Origin of the sequence: Polaromonas sp. (genome assembly GCF_013817205.1) — a bacterium.
Classification (GTDB): Bacteria; Pseudomonadota; Gammaproteobacteria; order Burkholderiales; family Burkholderiaceae_C; genus Polaromonas.
The window spans coordinates 1-17,509 of sequence record NZ_JACDDD010000081.1 but is presented as its reverse complement, the minus strand read 5'-3'; the positions used below and the strand labels follow the sequence as shown (position 1 = coordinate 17,509).

Sequence of the window (17,509 nt, the reverse complement as noted above, 5' to 3'; positions counted from 1 at the left end):
CGACTGGGGCGTGAGCCGCCAGCGCTACTGGGGCACGCCGATTCCCATCATCCATTGCGGCGAACACGGTGCTGTGCCAGTGCCCGAGAATGATTTGCCGGTGGTGCTCCCTACTGATTGCGTGCCCGACGGTTCGGGCAACCCGCTGCACAAGCACGAGGGTTTTCATGCCGGGGTGGTGTGTCCGGTCTGCGGCAAGGCCGCGCGGCGCGAGACCGACACCATGGACACCTTTGTGGATTCCTCGTGGTACTTCATGCGTTACTGCGACCCAAAGAACGACGAAGCGATGGTGGCCGGGGGTGCCGATTACTGGATGCCGATGGACCAGTACATAGGCGGCGTTGAGCACGCGGTGTTGCACCTGCTGTACGCGCGCTTCTGGACCAAAGTGATGCGCGACATGGGGCTGGTGAAGTTTGACGAACCCTTCATCAAACTTATGACCCAGGGCATGGTGCTCAACCAGATTTTCTACAGGCGCGATGAGAAAGGTGGAAAGCACTACTACCCACCTTCCGAGGTGGTGCCGGTTCACGACGCGCAGGGCCACATCATTGGTGGCACGCATGCCGAGGGCGGCAAGCTTGAGTACGGTGGCGTTGGCAAGATGGGCAAGTCGGAGCGCAACGGCGTGGACCCCCAGGACCTGATCGAAAAGTACGGTGCCGACACCGCGCGCTTGTACACCATGTTCACCGCACCCCCGGAAGCCACGCTGGAGTGGAACGACGCCGGCGTTGAGGGCTCCTACCGGTTCCTGCGCCGCGTCTGGAATTTCGGCGTCAGGCTGAATGCTATGAATTTAGGAGCTGCTGGCGCTCGTCCATCAAGGGCTGGAGCCACATTTGACAAGGAAGCGCAGGCGCTGCGCCGCGAGATCCACACGGTGCTCAAGCAGATCGACTATGACTACCAGCGCATGCAGTACAACACCGTGGTGTCTGGCAGCATGAAGCTGCTCAATTCACTCGAAGACTTCAAGGGCCAGAATTCTGCGGGTGCAGCCTTTGCCCTGCGCGAAGGCATGGGCATCCTGCTGCGCTGCCTGTACCCTGCCACACCCCATGTGACGCACACCCTGTGGGCCGAGCTGGGTTTCGCCAAAGACCAGGGCGATCTGCTTGACGCGCCCTGGCCCGAGGTGGACGCTTCCGCGCTGGTGCAGGATGAAATCGAACTGGTGCTGCAAATCAATGGCAAATTGCGCGGTGCCGTCACCGTGCCCGCCGGCGCCGACAAGGCCGCGATTGAGGCAGCTGCGTTGGCGTCAGAGGCATTTGTCAAACAGGCTGCGGGCGCACCCCCGAAAAAAATTATCGTGGTGCCCGGGCGCCTGGTCAATATCGTCATTTGAAGGAAAGTCCATGCAGCGTCGCGTTTTATTGATGGCCGCAATGGCCGCCGCCGGCCTCAGTGCCTGCGGCTTTGCGCTGCGCAAAGCGCCCAACTATGCCTTCAAAACCCTGTTCAACACAGCACCCGAAGGCTCGACGCTGGGCACCGAGTTCAACCGCAACCTGGAGTCAGGTGGCACGGTGAAGGTGATCCGCGACCCGCGTCTGATCGATCAGGCCGACGTGATCTTCGACGTGGTGACCGACCAACGCGAAAAAGTCGTGGTCGGCGTGAATGCTGCAGGCCAGGTGCGTGAGTTTCAGTTACGCACACGGTTCACCTTCCGCTTGCGCACACTGGCGGGCAAGATCCTGATCCCCCCGACAGAGATCCTGCTCCAGCGCGACATCACCTTCAACGAATCAGCAGTGCTCGCCAAAGAGACCGAGGAAGCCCTGCTCTACCGCGACATGCAAAGCGATATCGTGCAGCAGGTGCTGCGGCGGCTTGCTGCCGTCAAGGAATTGTGAAGGCCGCGTCGGCGCAGGACGTTCACTGAGAAAAATGTAATGGAACCAGACCGCGCCGACCTCAAGCTGCTGGAACTGCTTCAGCGGGACGGGCGCACAACGGTGCAGGCGCTCTCGGAAGCCATTCACCTGTCAGCACGCGCCACGCTCAACCGGGTGCGCCGACTGGAAGCCGAGGGTTTGATCCAGGGCTACCGGGCGCTGGTCAAGCGGGCGGTGCTGGGCGAGCAGGTGGTGGTCTTCGCCGAGATGGCGCTGAAAGACCAGCGCCAGGCCACGGTGCAGCGTTTCGAGGCGCGCATGGTGGCCAGCCCCGAGGTCGTTGCCTGTTACCAGATCAGCGGGCGCTACGACTATCTGGTGCGGGTCTCCTGCCACGATCTGGCGCGCTATCGCGAACTGACCGATGGCTGGCTTGACGACGTGGGCCTGGGCATCGAGAAAATAGTGACCAACACCGAGTGGCAGACCATCAAGGAATTTTCCGGTTTTCCGTTGCCGCAGACCAAGGGCTGAGTCGGTGTTCCCCATTGGTTTTCGTTATGCGACACACGGTGGAGCACAGAGCGGGCAGCTTGGCTGCATGACTTCCGATCCGGAAGCGTAGCGCCCGCCACACGTCTGCAATGGGCGGTGGCAGGCCCTCATTTTCACCGTCGCCGAAGCCGCATGCGCCTACAGTTATCTCCAACAGGAGAAACGCCATGGACGAAAAAAAAGTAGCAACAAGCCAAGATTTCATGCGGCTTGAAGAGCAGGTCTGCGCCCGCAACTACCGCCCCGTTCCAGTCGTCGTTGAGCATGCCAAAGACTGCCTGGTGTGGGATGTTGACGGCCGCGAATATCTCGACATGATGAGCGCCTATTCGGCAGTCAGCCATGGGCATCTTCACTCTCGGCTGGTCGCCGCGGCGCAGCGTCAACTGGCGCGTGTGGCCGTCACGTCCCGCGCCTATCACAGCAACACGCTTGGTCCTTTCCTGGAAAAATTGTGCCGCGTGGCGGGGTTTGACCGAGCCTTGCCCATGAACACGGGGGCAGAAGCGGTGGAGACCGCCATCAAGGCGGCGCGCCGCTGGGGCCACCGCGTCAAAGGTGTGCCCGACGGGCAGGCCGAGATTCTTGTGGCCCGTGGCAATTTCCATGGCCGCACCACCACCGTCATCAGTGCTTCCAGCGAGGCGGACTACCGCGCCGGATTCGGGCCCTTCACGCCCGGCTTCAAGTTTTTTGACTTTGGCGCCATGGCCAGCGTGCGCGCCGCCACCACGCCCAACACCTGTGCTGTGCTGGTCGAGCCTATCCAGGGCGAGGCTGGCATTGTGTTGCCGCCCGCCGGGTTTTTCAGAGAGCTGCGTGAGTGGTGCTCTCAGCAAGGCATGTTGCTGATTCTGGACGAGGTGCAGTCTGGCCTGGGCCGCACCGGCCGCTGGTTTGCGTTCGAGCACGAAGGCATCCGGCCCGACGGCCTGATTCTGGGCAAGGCGCTGGGCGGTGGTCTGCTGCCGGTCAGCGCCTTCCTCGCCAACGACGCGGTGATGGACGTCTTCACACCGGGCAGCCACGGTTCTACCTTTGGCGGCAATGCGCTCGCGGCAGCCGTCGGGCTGGAGGCTTTGCAGGTGATGGAGGACGAAAACCTGGTGGCGCGTAGCGCGGCGCTGGGTCGGCATCTGCTGCAGCGCCTGACTGCGGTGCAGGCGCAGGCCGCGCCGCTGGTGCGTGCTGTGCGTGGCCGCGGCCTGTGGGTGGCCGTGGACATGGACCCGGCGTATGCCAGCTTTGCCGGCGCGCGCGAAGTCGTCGAGCGACTCGCCGCGCGCGGCGTGCTGTCCAAGGAAACCCACGAAACCGTGATTCGTTTTGCGCCACCGCTGACCGTCAGCAAGGCGCAGCTTGACCAGGCCGTGGATAGCTTTCTGGCAGTGGTGCTTGAAATGAAAGCACAAGCAGCTATGAATTCGGTAGCAATACATGTGGCTCCAGAAGAAGTCGCCGCTGCAGGTGTGGCGCCGCAGTTGCTGATGAGCCCGCCCGACTTTTTCGAAGTGAGTTACGCCATCAACCCCTGGATGGACCCAACGCAGTGGGCACTCGACGCCAAGCGGCTGGCGCAGGATGCGCGCAGCGGCTGGGCCGCGCTGAAGGCCAGCTACGAGGCACTAGGCGCGCAGGTGATGGTCAAACCGGCGGTACGTGGCTTGCCTGACTTGGTATTCACCGCCAACTGCGCGGTGGTGCTGGACGGCAAGGTACTGCTGGCGCGCTACCTCAAGCCCGAGCGTGCCGGAGAAGAGTCCCATGGCCGACGCATGTTCGAGCAGTTGCGCCTTCGCGGTGAAGTCGATTCGCTGCACACCATGCCGCCCGGTGTATTTTTTGAGGGCGCGGGTGATGCCATCTATGACGCCAACCGCGGCATCATGTGGATGGGCCATGGCCAACGGTCGAGTCTGCAGGCGCGCGACACCGTGGAGCAGGTGTTGGGCATTCCCGCCCTCTCGCTGGAACTGGTCGACCCGAGGTTTTATCACCTCGACACTTGTTTCTGCCTGCTGTCGGGGGGTGAGGTGGTGTATTACCCTCCGGCCTTTACCGAAGCCGGCCGCGCGCAGATTCAGACCTTGGTGGGTGGGCAACTGATTGAGGCACAAAGCGACGACGCGTTGCACCTTGGCGTCAACTCGGTCTGTATTGGCCGCGACGTGGTGATGTGCCATTGCAGCGAACCGACGCGGCAAGCCCTGGTGGCGCGCGGCTACCGCGTCCAGGTGGTGCCGCTGGGCTCGTTCAACCGCTCCGGCGGGGCGGCGTATTGCCTGACGCTCAAGCTCAACAACCTGCACCACGGCCGCTCTGCCCCCGGTGTTTTGCCCTGGGCAGAGGCCGCGTAAACTTCGGGGCATGCAGCTTGCGCCCACCCAACTTCAGCAACATCTCCAGCGCGGCCTGAAATCCCTGTACACCCTGCACGGTGACGAGCCGCTGCTGGTGCAGGAGTTTGCCGATGCGCTGCGCGTTGCGGCGCGCGAACAGGGTTATTCCGAACGCTCGGTGCACACCGTGGCCGGCGCGCATTTCGACTGGAGCGAGGTGCTGGCCAGTGGCGGATCGCTGAGCTTGTTTGCCGACAAACAAATCGTCGAGATCCGCATCCCCAGCGGCAAACCAGGCAAGGACGGCTCCGCCGCCTTGCAGCAAATTGCAGAGCGCGCTCAGGGTGACGACAGCACGCTGACGCTGGTGATGTTGCCTCGGCTGGACAGCATGACCACCAAGGGCGCCTGGTTTGGCGCGCTGGAGAGTTTTGGCACCACGGTCAAGTTCGATGCCATTGACAGGCGCAACTTGCCCGCCTGGATTGCGCAGCGCCTGCAACAGCAGGGCCAGCGCGTGGCCGCCGGCGAAGAGGGCCAGCGCACGCTGCAGTTTTTTGCAGACCGCGTGGAAGGCAACCTGCTGGCTGCACACCAAGAAATCCAGAAGCTGAGTCTGCTGTACCCGCCCGGGGCTGACGATGCATCCGCTGTCTTGAGCTTCGATCAGGTTGAAAACGCCGTGCTGAATGTGGCGCGTTACGACGTGTTCAAGCTGTCAGAAGCGGTGCTGGGCGGTCAGGCACTGCGCGTGCAGCGCATGCTTGACGGACTGCAGTCCGAAGGTGAATCCGAGGTGCTGGTGCACTGGGCCCTGAGCGAGGACATCCGCAGCATGAAGCGGGTCAAAGACGCCTTGGGCGCGGGCCGGCCTATGCCCATGGCCCTGCGTGAAAACCGGGTCTGGGGTGCCAAGGAAAAGCTGTTTGAAAGAGTGCTACCGCATATCGGCGACACCACACTGGCCAACCTGCTGCATGCCGCGCACAAGGTCGACGGCATCGTCAAGGGTCTGAAGCAACCCGATTGGCCCGCGGACGGCTGGCAGGCGCTCCAGCGGCTGGCGAACATGATGTGCGAGCAATGTGCGCCGCGGGGTCGCGCCTAGGTGTTCGCGGGAAACACAACGGACGCTCGAGGCTTCGTTCCCATTCAAGCAGGGGCCGCGGAACCGGCTCTGCCGGGCCGCAAGCGCAGCGCCCCCTCGGGCAGAGAGCCACACGCAGCGAGCGAACGTGGGGGCGCGAGGTTTTAGGGGAAAATGGAGCCATGAACGCGCCCGACTCTTCCGACGCCCTGTCTGCCCGCAGCGGACTGCCGCACCTCATGCAGGCCATGGGTTTCAAGGCAAAAGTGGCATCAGCCCAGATGGCGCGTGCGCCGGCAGCTATAAAAAACAGAGCACTTTTGAGCCTCGCCGGCTTGCTGCGCAGCCAAGGGGCATCTTTGCAGGCTGCCAACGCGAAGGATCTTGAACGCGCTGTGGCCGCCGGCCTGGCGGGCCCCATGCTGGACCGGCTCAAACTGGACGCCAAAACCCTGGAGACCGTGGCGCTCGGCTGCGAGCAGCTGGCCGCCATGCCCGACGTGATCGGCGAGATCATCGGCATGAAGCAGCAGCCCAGCGGCATCCGCGTCGGCCAGATGCGTGTGCCCATCGGCGTGTTCGGCATGATTTACGAAAGCCGGCCCAACGTCACGATTGAAGCCGCGTCACTGGCCATCAAGAGCGGCAACGCCTGTATCCTGCGCGGCGGCTCCGAGGCCATCGAGTCGAACAAGGCACTGGCCGCTCTGGTGCAGCAGGCCCTTGAAAGCGTCGGCCTGCCGACAGACGCCGTCCAGCTGGTGCCGACCATCGACCGGGAAGCCGTGGGCATTCTGATCACCATGCCGCAATTTGTCGACGTGATCATCCCGCGCGGGGGCAAGGGCCTGATCGAACGTATCAGCCGTGATGCCAAAGTCCCGGTCATCAAACACCTCGACGGCAACTGCCATGTGTATGTGGATGATCCGTGCGACATCGCCATGGCGGTTACGGTTGCGGACAACGCCAAAACCCAGAAATACAGCCCCTGCAATGCCAGCGAAGGCTTGTTGGTCGCACGTGGCGTGGCGGCAGAATTTCTGCCAAAAATCGGGGCGATCTACGCCGCCAAGGGCGTCGAGATGCGCTGCGACGCCGAAGCCCAGGCCGTGCTCGCGAAGGTGCTTGGCGCCAAAGTGCTGGCCGCCACCGAGCAGGATTGGTACGAGGAATACCTGGCGCCCATCATCAGCATCAAGGTGGTCGCGGGTGTGGAAGAAGCCATTGCCCACATCAACCAATACTCCAGCCACCACACCGACGCCATCCTCACGCGCGACCACGTGCATGCGCAACAGTTTTTACGCGAAGTCGATTCGGCCAGCGTGATGGTGAATGCGAGTACCCGCTTCGCTGATGGTTTCGAGTTCGGGCTGGGGGCTGAAATCGGCATCAGCACCGACAAGTTCCACGCGCGTGGGCCGGTCGGCATCGAGGGCCTGACCTCGCTGAAGTACGTGGTGTTGGGTCAGGGCGAAGTCCGCAACTGATCGTCAGCCGGGACTGCCTGCAGCGTCAAGGCCGCCTGATCCTGGCCTCTTGTAACTGCTTCGCCCCACCCCAATATCCCTGAAATCGGTCAGTCAGAGCCGACAACCACAACAACACCAGACTGAAAGTGGCCGCATGGTTCCGCACCTCATCACTGCCCTGAACGGCCCCACCAACGAGCTTGAGCAGCGTATTCTTGACATGACACCGGCGATTGAGCGCTGGTTCCGGCTCGAGTGGATGGAGCACACGCCGCCGTTTTACAGCTCAGTCGATGTGCGCAACGCCGGCTTCAAGCTGGCGCCGGTGGACACCAACCTGTACCCGGGCGGCTGGAACAACCTCACGCCCGAGATGCTGCCGCTGGCGGTGCAGGCGGCGATGGCGGCGATCGAAAAGATCTGTCCGGAAGCGCGCAACCTGCTGGTAATCCCGGAAAACCACACCCGCAACAGCTTTTACCTGTCCAATGTGCTGCAGCTCAAGCGCATCTTCCACCAGGCCGGCCTGAATGTGCGTTTCGGCTCGCTGAGCCCCGACATCACCGAGCCGACCACCCTGGACCTGCCCACTGGCGAGCAGATCACGCTGGAGCCGCTGATCCGTACCGACCGGCGCCTGGGGCTGAAAAACTTCGACCCCTGCACCATCCTGCTCAACAACGACCTGTCGGCCGGCGCGCCCGGCATGCTGGAAGACCTCCACGAGCAGTATTTGCTGCCGCCGCTGCACGCTGGCTGGTCGGTGCGGCGCAAGTCGCGCCATTTCCAGGCCTATGAGGAAGTTTCCAAGCGTTTCGGCAAGCTGCTGGGCGTGGACCCCTGGCTGATCAACCCGATGTTTGCCAAGTGCGGCGAGGTCAACCTGGCCGAAGGCGCAGGCATGGACTGCCTGACCACCAACGTTGATGCCCTGCTGACCAAAATCCGGCGCAAGTACAAGGAATACGGCATCAATGAGAAGCCGTTTGTCATCGTCAAGGCCGACAACGGCACCTACGGCATGGGCATCATGACGGTGCGCGACGTCAAGGACCTGGACGAGCTCAACCGCAAGACCAAAAACAAGATGAGCACCACCAAGGACGGCCAGCCGCTGTCCGAGGTCATCATCCAGGAAGGCGTGCAGACCCACGAACGCATCAATGACGCGGTGGCCGAACCGGTGGTCTACATGATGGACCGTTATGTAGTGGGTGGCTTTTACCGCGTGCACGCCGACCGCGGCATCGACGAAAACCTCAACGCGCCGGGCTCGAGTTTTGTGCCACTGGCTTTTGCCGACAGCGGCCGCCTGCCGCAGCCCGGCATTCCGCCCGGCGCGAGCGGCCCGAACCGCTTTTATATGTACGGCGTGATCGGCCGCCTGGCCATGCTGGCCGCCAGCTACGAATTGGAAGCGACCGATCCCGATGCCGAGGTGTATGACTAGGCCAAGCCCGGCACACGCCTATCGGGCCTCACTCCGATGCGCTGCGCTGCGTGTAGTGTCTTTTCCCCTTGCAGGGACGCCGCATCGCGCCGGCAAAGCCGGTTCGCTGGCGGCCGCTTGAAAAGGCAGATCCGTGGTTTTCGCTGCATCGCAAGTTATCTTCAAGCCTTTTAGGCCTCCAGCCCCCGTCCGATCTGCGTAGTCAGCTATCAAAATGAGAGTGACTGGCGATCGCAATTGCGCCCGCGGTTTTTGAACCAAGGCTGGCTCTGTGGGTTACAAGTTGTTGCAGTGCAACAAAACGGCCTAATCTCACGATTAGGGGCCCGCGCTGACTTGCCAAGCGCGGCTTCGGGCGCAAAATAGCCTTCCCCAAGGCAACCTTCCCGCGGCTGGCGCCCCACCTGACCAGTTCCAGCGGGATTTTTTTTGTGTCCAGAAAAAAATCATCACTCGCTGCGCTGACCCTGGGCGCCGTCGGCGTCGTCTACGGCGACATCGGAACCAGCGTCCTGTATGCCATCAAGGAAGTCTTTGGCTCCGGGCACGTCGCGTTCACTCCCGAAAACGTTTACGGCATCCTGTCGATCTTTTTCTGGACGATGACCGTCATCGTCTCGATCAAGTACGTGGTGCTGGTGCTGCGCGCCGACAACAACGGAGAGGGCGGCTTGGTAGCGATGCTGGCGCTAGCCTCGCAAGCGGTGAAGGACAAGCCCCAGCTGCGCGGCGTGCTGCTCGCTGTGGGCATTTTCGGCACCTGCCTGTTTTATGGCGACGGTGTCATCACCCCCGCGATTTCGGTGCTCGGCGCCATGGAGGGCCTGGAGGTGGTATCGCCCACGTTCAAAGATTGGGTGGTTCCGCTCACGCTGTTCGTGCTGTCCTGCCTGTTCGCCGTGCAAAAAAGCGGTACGGGGGGCATTGGCAAATTTTTTGGGCCCATCACGCTCGTGTGGTTCGCTACCATTGCGGTGCTGGGCGTTTCGCACATCGTGCAGCATCCCGAGATCCTGCAGGCCCTGAGCCCGCATCACGCATTGCTGTTCATGTGGCGTAACCCGGGCACCACTTTCATCATTCTGGGCGCCGTGGTGCTATGTGTCACCGGCGCCGAAGCGCTGTATGCAGACCTCGGCCACTTTGGTAAAAAGCCGATCCGTATCGCCTGGTTTGCGGTGGTCATGCCAGCGCTCACGTTAAATTATTTTGGCCAAGGTGCCTTGTTGCTGGCGAGGCCGGAAGCGGTTAAAAACCCGTTTTACATGATGGCCCCGGACTGGGCGCTGATTCCTCTCGTTATTTTGGCAACGGGTGCGGCCGTCATCGCCTCCCAGGCGCTCATCACAGGGGCGTTCAGCGTCACCAAACAGGTGATTCAGCTGGGATATCTCCCGCGTCTGAAAATCCTGCACACCAGCGTGCGGGAAACAGGCCAAATCTATATTCCTTTCGTCAATTGGGGCCTGTTCGTGGCCATCGTTCTGGCTGTTGTGCTGTTTCGCTCGTCGAGCAACCTGGCCGCGGCTTACGGGATTGCGGTGACACTGGACATGTTGATTACCACCATCCTGACATTCTTCGTCATCCGGTATAGCTGGAAGTACCCTTTATGGCTTTGCATAGGCGCTACAGGTCTGTTTTTCGTTGTGGACCTGACCTTTTTCGCCTCGAATATGCTCAAGCTGTTCGCGGGTGGCTGGTTCCCGCTTCTGATAGGCGGGGTCATCTTTACGCTGATGATGACCTGGAAACAGGGCCGGGCGCTGCTCAACCAGAAACTGCGCGCCGACGCCATCGACCTGCCGAGTTTTCTGGAAGCGGTGTTTGTCAGCCCGCCTGCCCGCGTTGAAGGCACGGCCGTGTTCCTGACTGCCGAGGTCGGTGTCGTGCCCAATGCATTGCTGCACAACCTCAAGCACAACAAGGTGCTGCACGGCCAGAACCTGTTTGTCACGGTGCACAACCATGAGGTGCCCTGGATTGGCCTGGGCAAGCGCCTTGTGATTGAGTCGCTGGGCCACAACTGCTGGCAGGTCGTTGTTAACTATGGTTTCAAGAACGACCCCGATCTCCCCAAGGCACTGCAGCAAATGCGCACGCGCGGCTGCGAGCTGGAGACCATGACCACCAGCTATTTCCTGTCGCGCGATGTGGTGGTGCCCACCATAGGCGGCGGCATGATGCCCTGGCGCGAAAAGCTGTTTGCGCAGATGCACCACAACGCCAGCGGCGCTGCGGATTTCCTGAAGCTGCCGAACAACTCGGTGGTCGAACTGGGCAGCAAAATCGAGATCTGATTCAGGGCCTTTTCGGTACCCAACCCTTATGCAAAGGGCATCTTCAGCTACTGAATTTGTAGCATCTCGGTGCCCCGACTGTGATTTCTCGGGACCTTATTCCCATCACAACCGAGGCGGGAAGCCTGACGCCGTTCAGATGTTGTTCTGACCCTGCGACTGGAGCGGGGTGTCTTGCATGTCCTGCTGGTTCGCGACGGCGCCGCTGTTGTTGTTGGACGTCTGGTCGGGAGCATGGGGCCCATCGGGAGCTGCGGTGGATTCATAAACGGCGCTGACCACCAGGTGGATGAAGTGCAGCTTGGCAACCACGCCGTGCGGCAGCACAAACGGATAAAAGTCGGGCTGCCCCATGGCGCGCGACATCTCGTTGAGCAGCATGGTGAGCTGTGTCCAGCGGTTCAGAAAGGCCAGAAAACGTTTGGCATCCGGGTGCTCGGGCTGGTACAGCGCGTCAATGGTGAAAGGTGTGAACTCAAGCTGCGCCGTGTCGGTGGCCAGACCGAAACTCTGCGCGGTGTCGACCGTGTCGCGGATGTGCAGGTAATGCGCCCAGCACTCGGCCCAGTCCTCCCACGGATGCACGCTGGCGTAAGCGCTCACGTAATTGCGCGCCCAGTCGGGTCGCGGGCCCTGGGTGTAGTTGTTGTGCAGGCTGGCGGCGTAGTCTTGGGTTTCATCGCCGAACAGCTCGCGAAAACCCTGCAGCCAGGCGGTGCCGGCTATCAGCCGGTCCCAATAATAGTGCCCCACTTCGTGGCGAAGATGCCCCAGCAGCGTGCGGTAAGGCTCGCGCATGGCCTTGCGCACGGCCTCACGCGTGGCGTCGTCGGCTTCGTTGAGGTTCAGCGTGATCAGGCCGGTGTTGTGGCCGGTGAGGATGTGCGGGCCGTAGTCGGGCGAGCGCAGGAAGTCGAACATCAACCCGCCTTCAGCGTCCTCGCTCACGCGGGACGACAGCGGCAAACCCAGCGCCAGCAGCGCCGACACCAGCCGGCGCTTGGCCAACTCCACCTTGCCCCAGAGTTCAGCGTTGTCCGGGTGTTGCGAGTCGTTCAGGTCGGGAATGGTGCGGTTGAGCCGGCAGGCGCGGCACAGCAGCGTCTGCGGCTGACCTTCGCCAACGGGCACCAGCCAGTTGCAGGCTGCAGGCGTGTCAAGGTTGGCGCAGCGCAAATAGGCTGGCGTCGGGACATTGCTGACGGGCTGGACAGTCGCGTCCTCAGCCTGCCATTCGACCCACGTATCCAGGTCTTGACCAGGCATGAGCGGAATCAGGCGTGCCTTCACCGTGTCATAACCCAGCGCTGTACCGCAGGCCAGGCAGGTGCTGTTGCGGAAGAATACCGGGCAACCGCAATGGCACCGGTAGGCGCGACCTGCCAAGCTCGGCAAATCGGGTGGGTCAGAAGCAGGCGGCGAATCGGTGATGTTGAACAATGAAAATTCCGAGGGGGTCGCGGGGCTGAAGTGGGGCACAACACATGGCTTGCACGGCTGCAGCGACTTCAAAGTCTGCCACGTTTGCACGCCCGCATGGGGCCGGCTCGCCCTGTCCGCATGTCAGCCGTTGCTGACAAAAACGCCCTTGAAGCTGCGAGGCTTTTATCATGGGGCCTTGTTTGACCCAAACCAAGGATCCCCATGCCCACTTACCACGTCGAAATGATGGAAGGCCGCACACTTGAGCAGAAGAAAAAACTGGTCGCTGAACTGACACGCGTCAGCGTCGAGGTGCTGGGCGGTGCGCCCGATTCGGTGGACGTCATCATCACCGACATCAAGCGCGAAAACTGGGCCACAGGCGGCAAACTCTGGTCCGAGCCGCGCGAGTGAACCGCCCAGCCCTGAACCCACGCTGCGCTTGACCCGTCCCGCCACCCTTCCCGAACTGCAGGCCCGGTACGGCCCGCGTTACCGCTGGCTGCTGCTGCTGTCGGTCATGGTCGGCACCATGGCGTCCATCATGTCCTCGACCATCGTCAATGTGGCGATCCCGGACATGAGCCAGCACTTCACCCTGGGCCAGGAGCGCGCCCAGTGGGTCACCTCCGGCTTCATGGTGGCGATGACGGTGTCGATGCTGACCACGCCCTGGCTGTTGGCGCGATACGGCTACCGCCGCACCTATGTGGGCACCATGTTGTTGCTCCTGGCAGGCGGCATTGTGGGCGGCTTTGCCAACAGTTTTGCCGTGGTGCTGGGCGCGCGCGTGGCTGAAGGCCTGGCCGCCGGTGTGGTGCAGCCCATCCCCGCCATCATCATCATGCGGGCTTTCCAGCCCAACGAGCAGGGCCGGGCCAGCGGCATTTTCGGCATGGGTGTGGTGCTGGCACCCGCCATCGGCCCCAGCATAGGCGGCGTGCTGGTGGACCTGTTTGGCTGGCGCTCGATCTTTTTCATGGTGGTGCCGTTTTGCCTGGCCTCGCTGTGGCTGGCTTACCGCTATGTGCCGGTCACCGCACCGGGCGGGGCGGCGGCCAACCGCAAGGGCGCCACGCTGGACTGGCGCGGCCTGCTGCTGGGCGGCGCCGGCACCCTGTGCCTGCTCAACGGCATGGTGGCACTGCATGGCGGGTCGGTGCTTGAGGCCGTCCTGCTGCTGGGTGCCGCCGCGCTGGCGTTGCTGATGTTCATCGCCTGGCAACGGCGCATGGCCGCCACCGGCCGCGAGCCGCTGATGAATCTGGCCCTGTTCACGGTGCGCCCGTTTGCGATGGGCAGCATCGTGGCGTTTATCTACGGTACGGCGCTGTTCGGCTCCACCTATCTGCTGCCGGTTTACATGCAGCTCGGCCTGGGCCTGTCGGCGTCCTATGTTGGCAGCATCCTGCTGCCGGCAGGCTTTGTGCTGGCCGTCACGATCGCGCTGGTGGGACGGCTCGCCGACCGTCACCCGACCTGGTTGTTGGTGAGCATCGGGCTAGCGCTGCTGGCACTGTCGTTTGCGCTGATGCTGACCGTGACGCTGAGCACCGCGATCTGGCTGCTGGTGTTATGGGCCATCCTGGGGCGCATCGGGCTGGGCTTTATCCTGCCCTCGCTGAACCTCGGCTCGCTGCGGGCGCTGAGTTCGGACCTGATTTCGCAGGGCTCCAGCGCGATCAATTTTGTGCGCATGCTGGGCGGCGCCATCGGTGTCAGCCTGTGCGGCATCGTGCTGGAGTGGCGACTGGCCGCACACGGGGATTCGTTGACGCAGACGGCCAGCAGTCCGGCGCGGCTGGCGGCCTTCAACGAGGCTTTTTTGATGCTGGCCGCGCTCTGCGTATTGGCCACGTTTGCGGCGTGGAGGCTCAGGCCCTCTGCGGCAAAGGAGTAACTGCCATGTGCCAACTGCTCGGAATGAACTGCAACACGCCCACCGATGTGACTTTCAGCTTCACCGGTTTTGCCCAGCGCGGCGGCAATACCGACCACCATGGCGACGGCTGGGGCATCGCGTTTTTTGAGGGCGGCGACTGCAGCGAGAGTGACCGTGGCTTGCGCCACTTTGTCGATCACCAGTCGGCCTTCCAGTCACCGGTGGCCGAGCTGATACGCCGCTACCCGATCAAGAGCCGCAACGTGATCGCGCACATCCGCAAGGCCACACAGGGCCGGGTCGCGCTGGAAAACTGCCACCCTTTTGTGCGCGAACTGTGGGGCCGCTACTGGGTGTTTGCGCACAACGGCGACTTGAAAGACTTCAACCCACGACTGCACGGCAGCTTCCGCCCGGTCGGCAACACCGACAGCGAACGCGCCTTTTGCTGGATCATGCAGGAGCTGGCCAAGTCGCACGCGGGCGTGCCGGGCATCAACGAACTGACGCTGACGCTGCGCGAACTGGCTGCACAGATCGCGCCGCACGGCACCTTCAATTTTTTGCTCAGCAACGGGCTGGCGCTGTGGGCGCATGCCTCGACCAGCCTGTACCACGTGGAGCGCAAACACCCGTTCTCCCACGCCACGCTCAGCGACGAAGACCTCAGCGTCAACTTTGCCGAGCAGGCCGCGCCGGGCGACCGTGTGGCCGTGGTGGTGACGGCGCCCCTGACCACCAACGAGGCCTGGCAAGCCTTTGCGCCCGGTGAGCTGCGCGTGTTCGAAGGCGGCGCGCTGCGCGCCTAGTCAGCTATCAATTCAGGAGCTGTTGGCGCCCGTCAGATATGGGCTGGAACCCGATTTGGTTCCTATTTGAGGGCAACTTCGAGCGCGTCGACAAACATCGCCGCGACATCAAAACCGGTCTGGTCAAAAATTTCCTGGAAGCAGGTCGGGCTGGTGACGTTGATCTCAGTCACGTAGTCGCCGATCACGTCCACACCCGCCAGCAGCAGGCCGCGCGACGCCAGCACCGGGCCCAGCGCCTCACCGATTTCCCGGTCGCGCGCCGTCAGCGGCTGCGCCACGCCCAGACCGCCTGCCGCCAGATTGCCGCGCACCTCGCTGCCCTGCGGAATCCGCGCCAGGCTGAACGGCACGGGCCTGCCGCCTATGACCAGCACGCGTTTGTCGCCCTGGCTGATCTCGGGCAGGAATTTCTGCACCATCACGCTTTGCGCGCCGTCCTTGTTCAGCGTCTCGGTGATGCTGCCCAGGTTCAGGCCGTCTTCCTTGACGCGGAAGATGCCCATGCCGCCCATGCCGTCCAGCGGCTTGAGGATGATGTCCTTGTGTTCGGCGTGAAAGCGCTTGATGTCGGCCGCGCTGCGCGTGACCAGGGTCGGGCCGCTGAACTGCGCGAACTCAAGAATCGCGAGTTTTTCCGGGTGGTCGCGCAGCGCGCGCGGCTTGTTGAACACCCGCGCTCCTTCACGTTCGGCCTGCTCCAGCAAATGCGTACTGTAGAAAAACTCGCTGTCGAAGGGCGGGTCCTTGCGCATCACGATGGCGTCGAAGTCGCAGAGCTGCGCACGCTGCGCCGGCTCGGCGCTGTACCAGTCGATGGCGTCGCCGGTCAGGGTGATGCGCTGCACCGTGGCGGTGACCTTCTCACCGGTCTGCCAGCGCAAGTCGCGCGGCTCGCAGGTCGCCAGTGTGTGGCCGCGCCGCTGCGCCTCGCGCATCATGGCGAAGGTGGTGTCCTTGTAGATCTTGAAGGAAGCGAGGGGATCGGCAACAAAAAGGATGTGCATGAACGGCTCAGTCGGTAAAAGGGCGTTGCCGGTATTGTTGTACAAATAGCGCAAGCGCGCCGGCCACCACACCCCAGAACGCGGAGCCGATACCGGCAATCGTCAGGCCCGACAGCGTGACGAGAAACGTGATAAGCGCCGCCTCGCGGTGCGACTCATCCCGCACCGCCTGTGCCAGACCGCTGCCTATGGTGCCCAGCAGCGCCAGCCCGGCAATCGCCACCACCAGCTCTGTCGGAAAAGCGGTCAGCAGGCCGGTGACCGCCGCGCCAAAAATGCCGATCAGCACATAGATCGCGCCGCAACACACGGCCGCGGTGTAACGTTTGCGCGGGTCTTCATGCGCCTCGGGGCCCATGCAAATGGCGGCAGTGATGGCACTCAGGTTCAGTGCAAAAGCGCCGAAAGGGGCCAGCACCAGCGTCGCCAGCCCGGTGAGCGTGATGATTTTCGACACGGGGATGCCGCCATCCGGCGCGTCCGGCCCGTAACCGGCGGCGCGTATCGCCGCCACCCCGGGCAGGTTTTGGGAGGCCATGGTCACCACAAACAGCGGTAGCGCCAGGCTGACAATCGCCGCGACGCTGAACTGCGGTGCGACAAACACGGGCAGCGCCAGCGAGAAAGTCATCGCCGACCAGACCATCTCGCCGCGCATCGCAACAAACACAATCGCACCGACCAGCGTCAGCACCACAGCGTAACGCGGCAGGAAACGCCGGCCCAGCAAATAGATCGTCAGCATCAGCAGCACCAGTGGCAGTGCCGTCTGCGCCGCAGCAAAGGCCTGGATGCCGAAGCGGGAGAGTACGCCCGCCAGCAGTGCCGCCGCAATCGCCATCGGGATGCGGTTCATGACTTTTTCAAACCAGCCGGTGACACCGAACAAGGTGATCAGCGCGGCGCTGACCATGAAGGCGGCCACCGCTTCACCCATGGAAAAGCCACCGGCCAGCCCGGCCGTGGCCAGCACCGCCGCGCCTGGCGTGGACCATGCCACCATCACCGGTTGCTTGAGCCATAGCGAAGGAAGCATCGAACACAGGCCCATGCCCAGACCCAGCGCCCACATCCAGGAGCTGATCTGTTCTGGCGTGGCGTTGAAGGCCTGCGCCGCCTGAAACACGATGGCCACCGAACTGGTGAAGCCGACGAGGACGGCGACAAAACCGGCGGTGAAGGCGGAGAGGTTCAGGTCTTTGAAGAACTGCATTGGGGGATTTTGGCAGTTTAAGTTTTTGGTATCACACTGCCCCCGCAGCTCGCCGCAGGTAGTAGTTCAAACTCCCCACTCCCAACCCCCCGCCCGTCCCTCGCCCCGCTGGGCGATGGA

14 protein-coding genes are annotated in these 17,509 nt (G+C 62.8%); 11 read left to right on the top strand and 3 right to left on the bottom strand.

Annotated elements, in window-relative coordinates; genetic code table 11:
* The 8 genes from H0W47_RS15625 to H0W47_RS15585 form a co-directional block, all read left to right on the top strand.
* Positions 1-1,357 (top strand): class I tRNA ligase family protein (locus tag H0W47_RS15625; RefSeq protein ID WP_296926037.1); only part of this gene is annotated, 1,357 nt, incomplete at its 5' end.
* A 10-nt stretch (positions 1,358-1,367) separates the two neighbouring features.
* Entirely contained in the window at positions 1,368-1,868 is a 501-nt protein-coding gene (gene lptE, locus H0W47_RS15620) for an LPS assembly lipoprotein LptE (RefSeq protein ID WP_296926035.1), read from the top strand.
* Between the two features lie 39 nt (positions 1,869-1,907).
* Entirely contained in the window at positions 1,908-2,384 is a 477-nt protein-coding gene (locus H0W47_RS15615) for an Lrp/AsnC family transcriptional regulator (protein ID WP_296926033.1), read from the top strand.
* 188 nt (positions 2,385-2,572) lie between these two features.
* Positions 2,573-4,762 (top strand): ornithine--oxo-acid transaminase, encoded by a 2,190-nt coding sequence (gene rocD / locus H0W47_RS18660; protein WP_367265420.1) that lies wholly within the window; start codon positions 2,573-2,575, stop codon positions 4,760-4,762.
* A 10-nt stretch (positions 4,763-4,772) separates the two neighbouring features.
* Entirely contained in the window at positions 4,773-5,852 is a 1,080-nt protein-coding gene (holA, locus tag H0W47_RS15600; RefSeq protein ID WP_296926032.1) for a DNA polymerase III subunit delta, read from the top strand.
* A gap of 161 nt (positions 5,853-6,013) precedes the next feature.
* Positions 6,014-7,324 carry a glutamate-5-semialdehyde dehydrogenase gene (locus H0W47_RS15595; protein WP_296926030.1) on the top strand — a complete coding sequence of 437 codons (1,311 nt, stop codon included), beginning with the start codon at positions 6,014-6,016 and terminating at the stop codon, positions 7,322-7,324.
* Between the two features lie 136 nt (positions 7,325-7,460).
* Positions 7,461-8,756 (top strand): glutamate--cysteine ligase, encoded by a 1,296-nt coding sequence (gshA, locus tag H0W47_RS15590; protein ID WP_296926028.1) that lies wholly within the window; start codon positions 7,461-7,463, stop codon positions 8,754-8,756.
* A 431-nt stretch (positions 8,757-9,187) separates the two neighbouring features.
* Positions 9,188-11,056 carry a potassium transporter Kup gene (locus H0W47_RS15585; RefSeq protein ID WP_296926027.1) on the top strand — a complete coding sequence of 623 codons (1,869 nt, stop codon included), beginning with the start codon at positions 9,188-9,190 and terminating at the stop codon, positions 11,054-11,056.
* Positions 11,057-11,191: 135 nt separating this feature from the next.
* Here the strand turns inward: H0W47_RS15585 and H0W47_RS15580 are convergent, their stop codons facing one another.
* The gene (locus H0W47_RS15580) at positions 11,192-12,496 is read right to left on the bottom strand and encodes a putative zinc-binding metallopeptidase (protein WP_296926025.1); all 1,305 of its coding nucleotides are present in this window, start codon (positions 12,494-12,496) and stop codon (positions 11,192-11,194) included.
* 204 nt (positions 12,497-12,700) lie between these two features.
* Here H0W47_RS15580 and H0W47_RS15575 point away from each other — a divergent pair, with 204 nt between their 5' ends.
* From H0W47_RS15575 to H0W47_RS15565, 3 genes are read left to right on the top strand one after another with little or no spacing between them, the layout of a single operon-like run.
* Positions 12,701-12,892, top strand: a complete 192-nt coding sequence (locus H0W47_RS15575) for a 4-oxalocrotonate tautomerase (RefSeq protein WP_296926023.1) — start codon at positions 12,701-12,703, stop codon at positions 12,890-12,892.
* A gap of 28 nt (positions 12,893-12,920) precedes the next feature.
* On the top strand, positions 12,921-14,378 hold the full coding sequence (locus H0W47_RS15570) for an MFS transporter (RefSeq protein ID WP_296926021.1): 1,458 nt from the start codon (positions 12,921-12,923) through the stop codon (positions 14,376-14,378).
* A 5-nt stretch (positions 14,379-14,383) separates the two neighbouring features.
* On the top strand, positions 14,384-15,169 hold the full coding sequence (locus tag H0W47_RS15565; RefSeq protein ID WP_296926019.1) for a class II glutamine amidotransferase: 786 nt from the start codon (positions 14,384-14,386) through the stop codon (positions 15,167-15,169).
* Positions 15,170-15,231: 62 nt separating this feature from the next.
* On the opposite strand, the gene gshB is transcribed toward H0W47_RS15565, so the two are convergent.
* A complete protein-coding gene (gene gshB, locus H0W47_RS15560; protein WP_296926017.1) occupies positions 15,232-16,176 on the bottom strand; it encodes a glutathione synthase in 945 nt (314 codons plus the stop codon).
* Between the two features lie 7 nt (positions 16,177-16,183).
* The gene (locus H0W47_RS15555) at positions 16,184-17,389 is read right to left on the bottom strand and encodes a benzoate/H(+) symporter BenE family transporter (protein ID WP_296926015.1); all 1,206 of its coding nucleotides are present in this window, start codon (positions 17,387-17,389) and stop codon (positions 16,184-16,186) included.
* Positions 17,390-17,509: the final 120 nt, after the last annotated feature.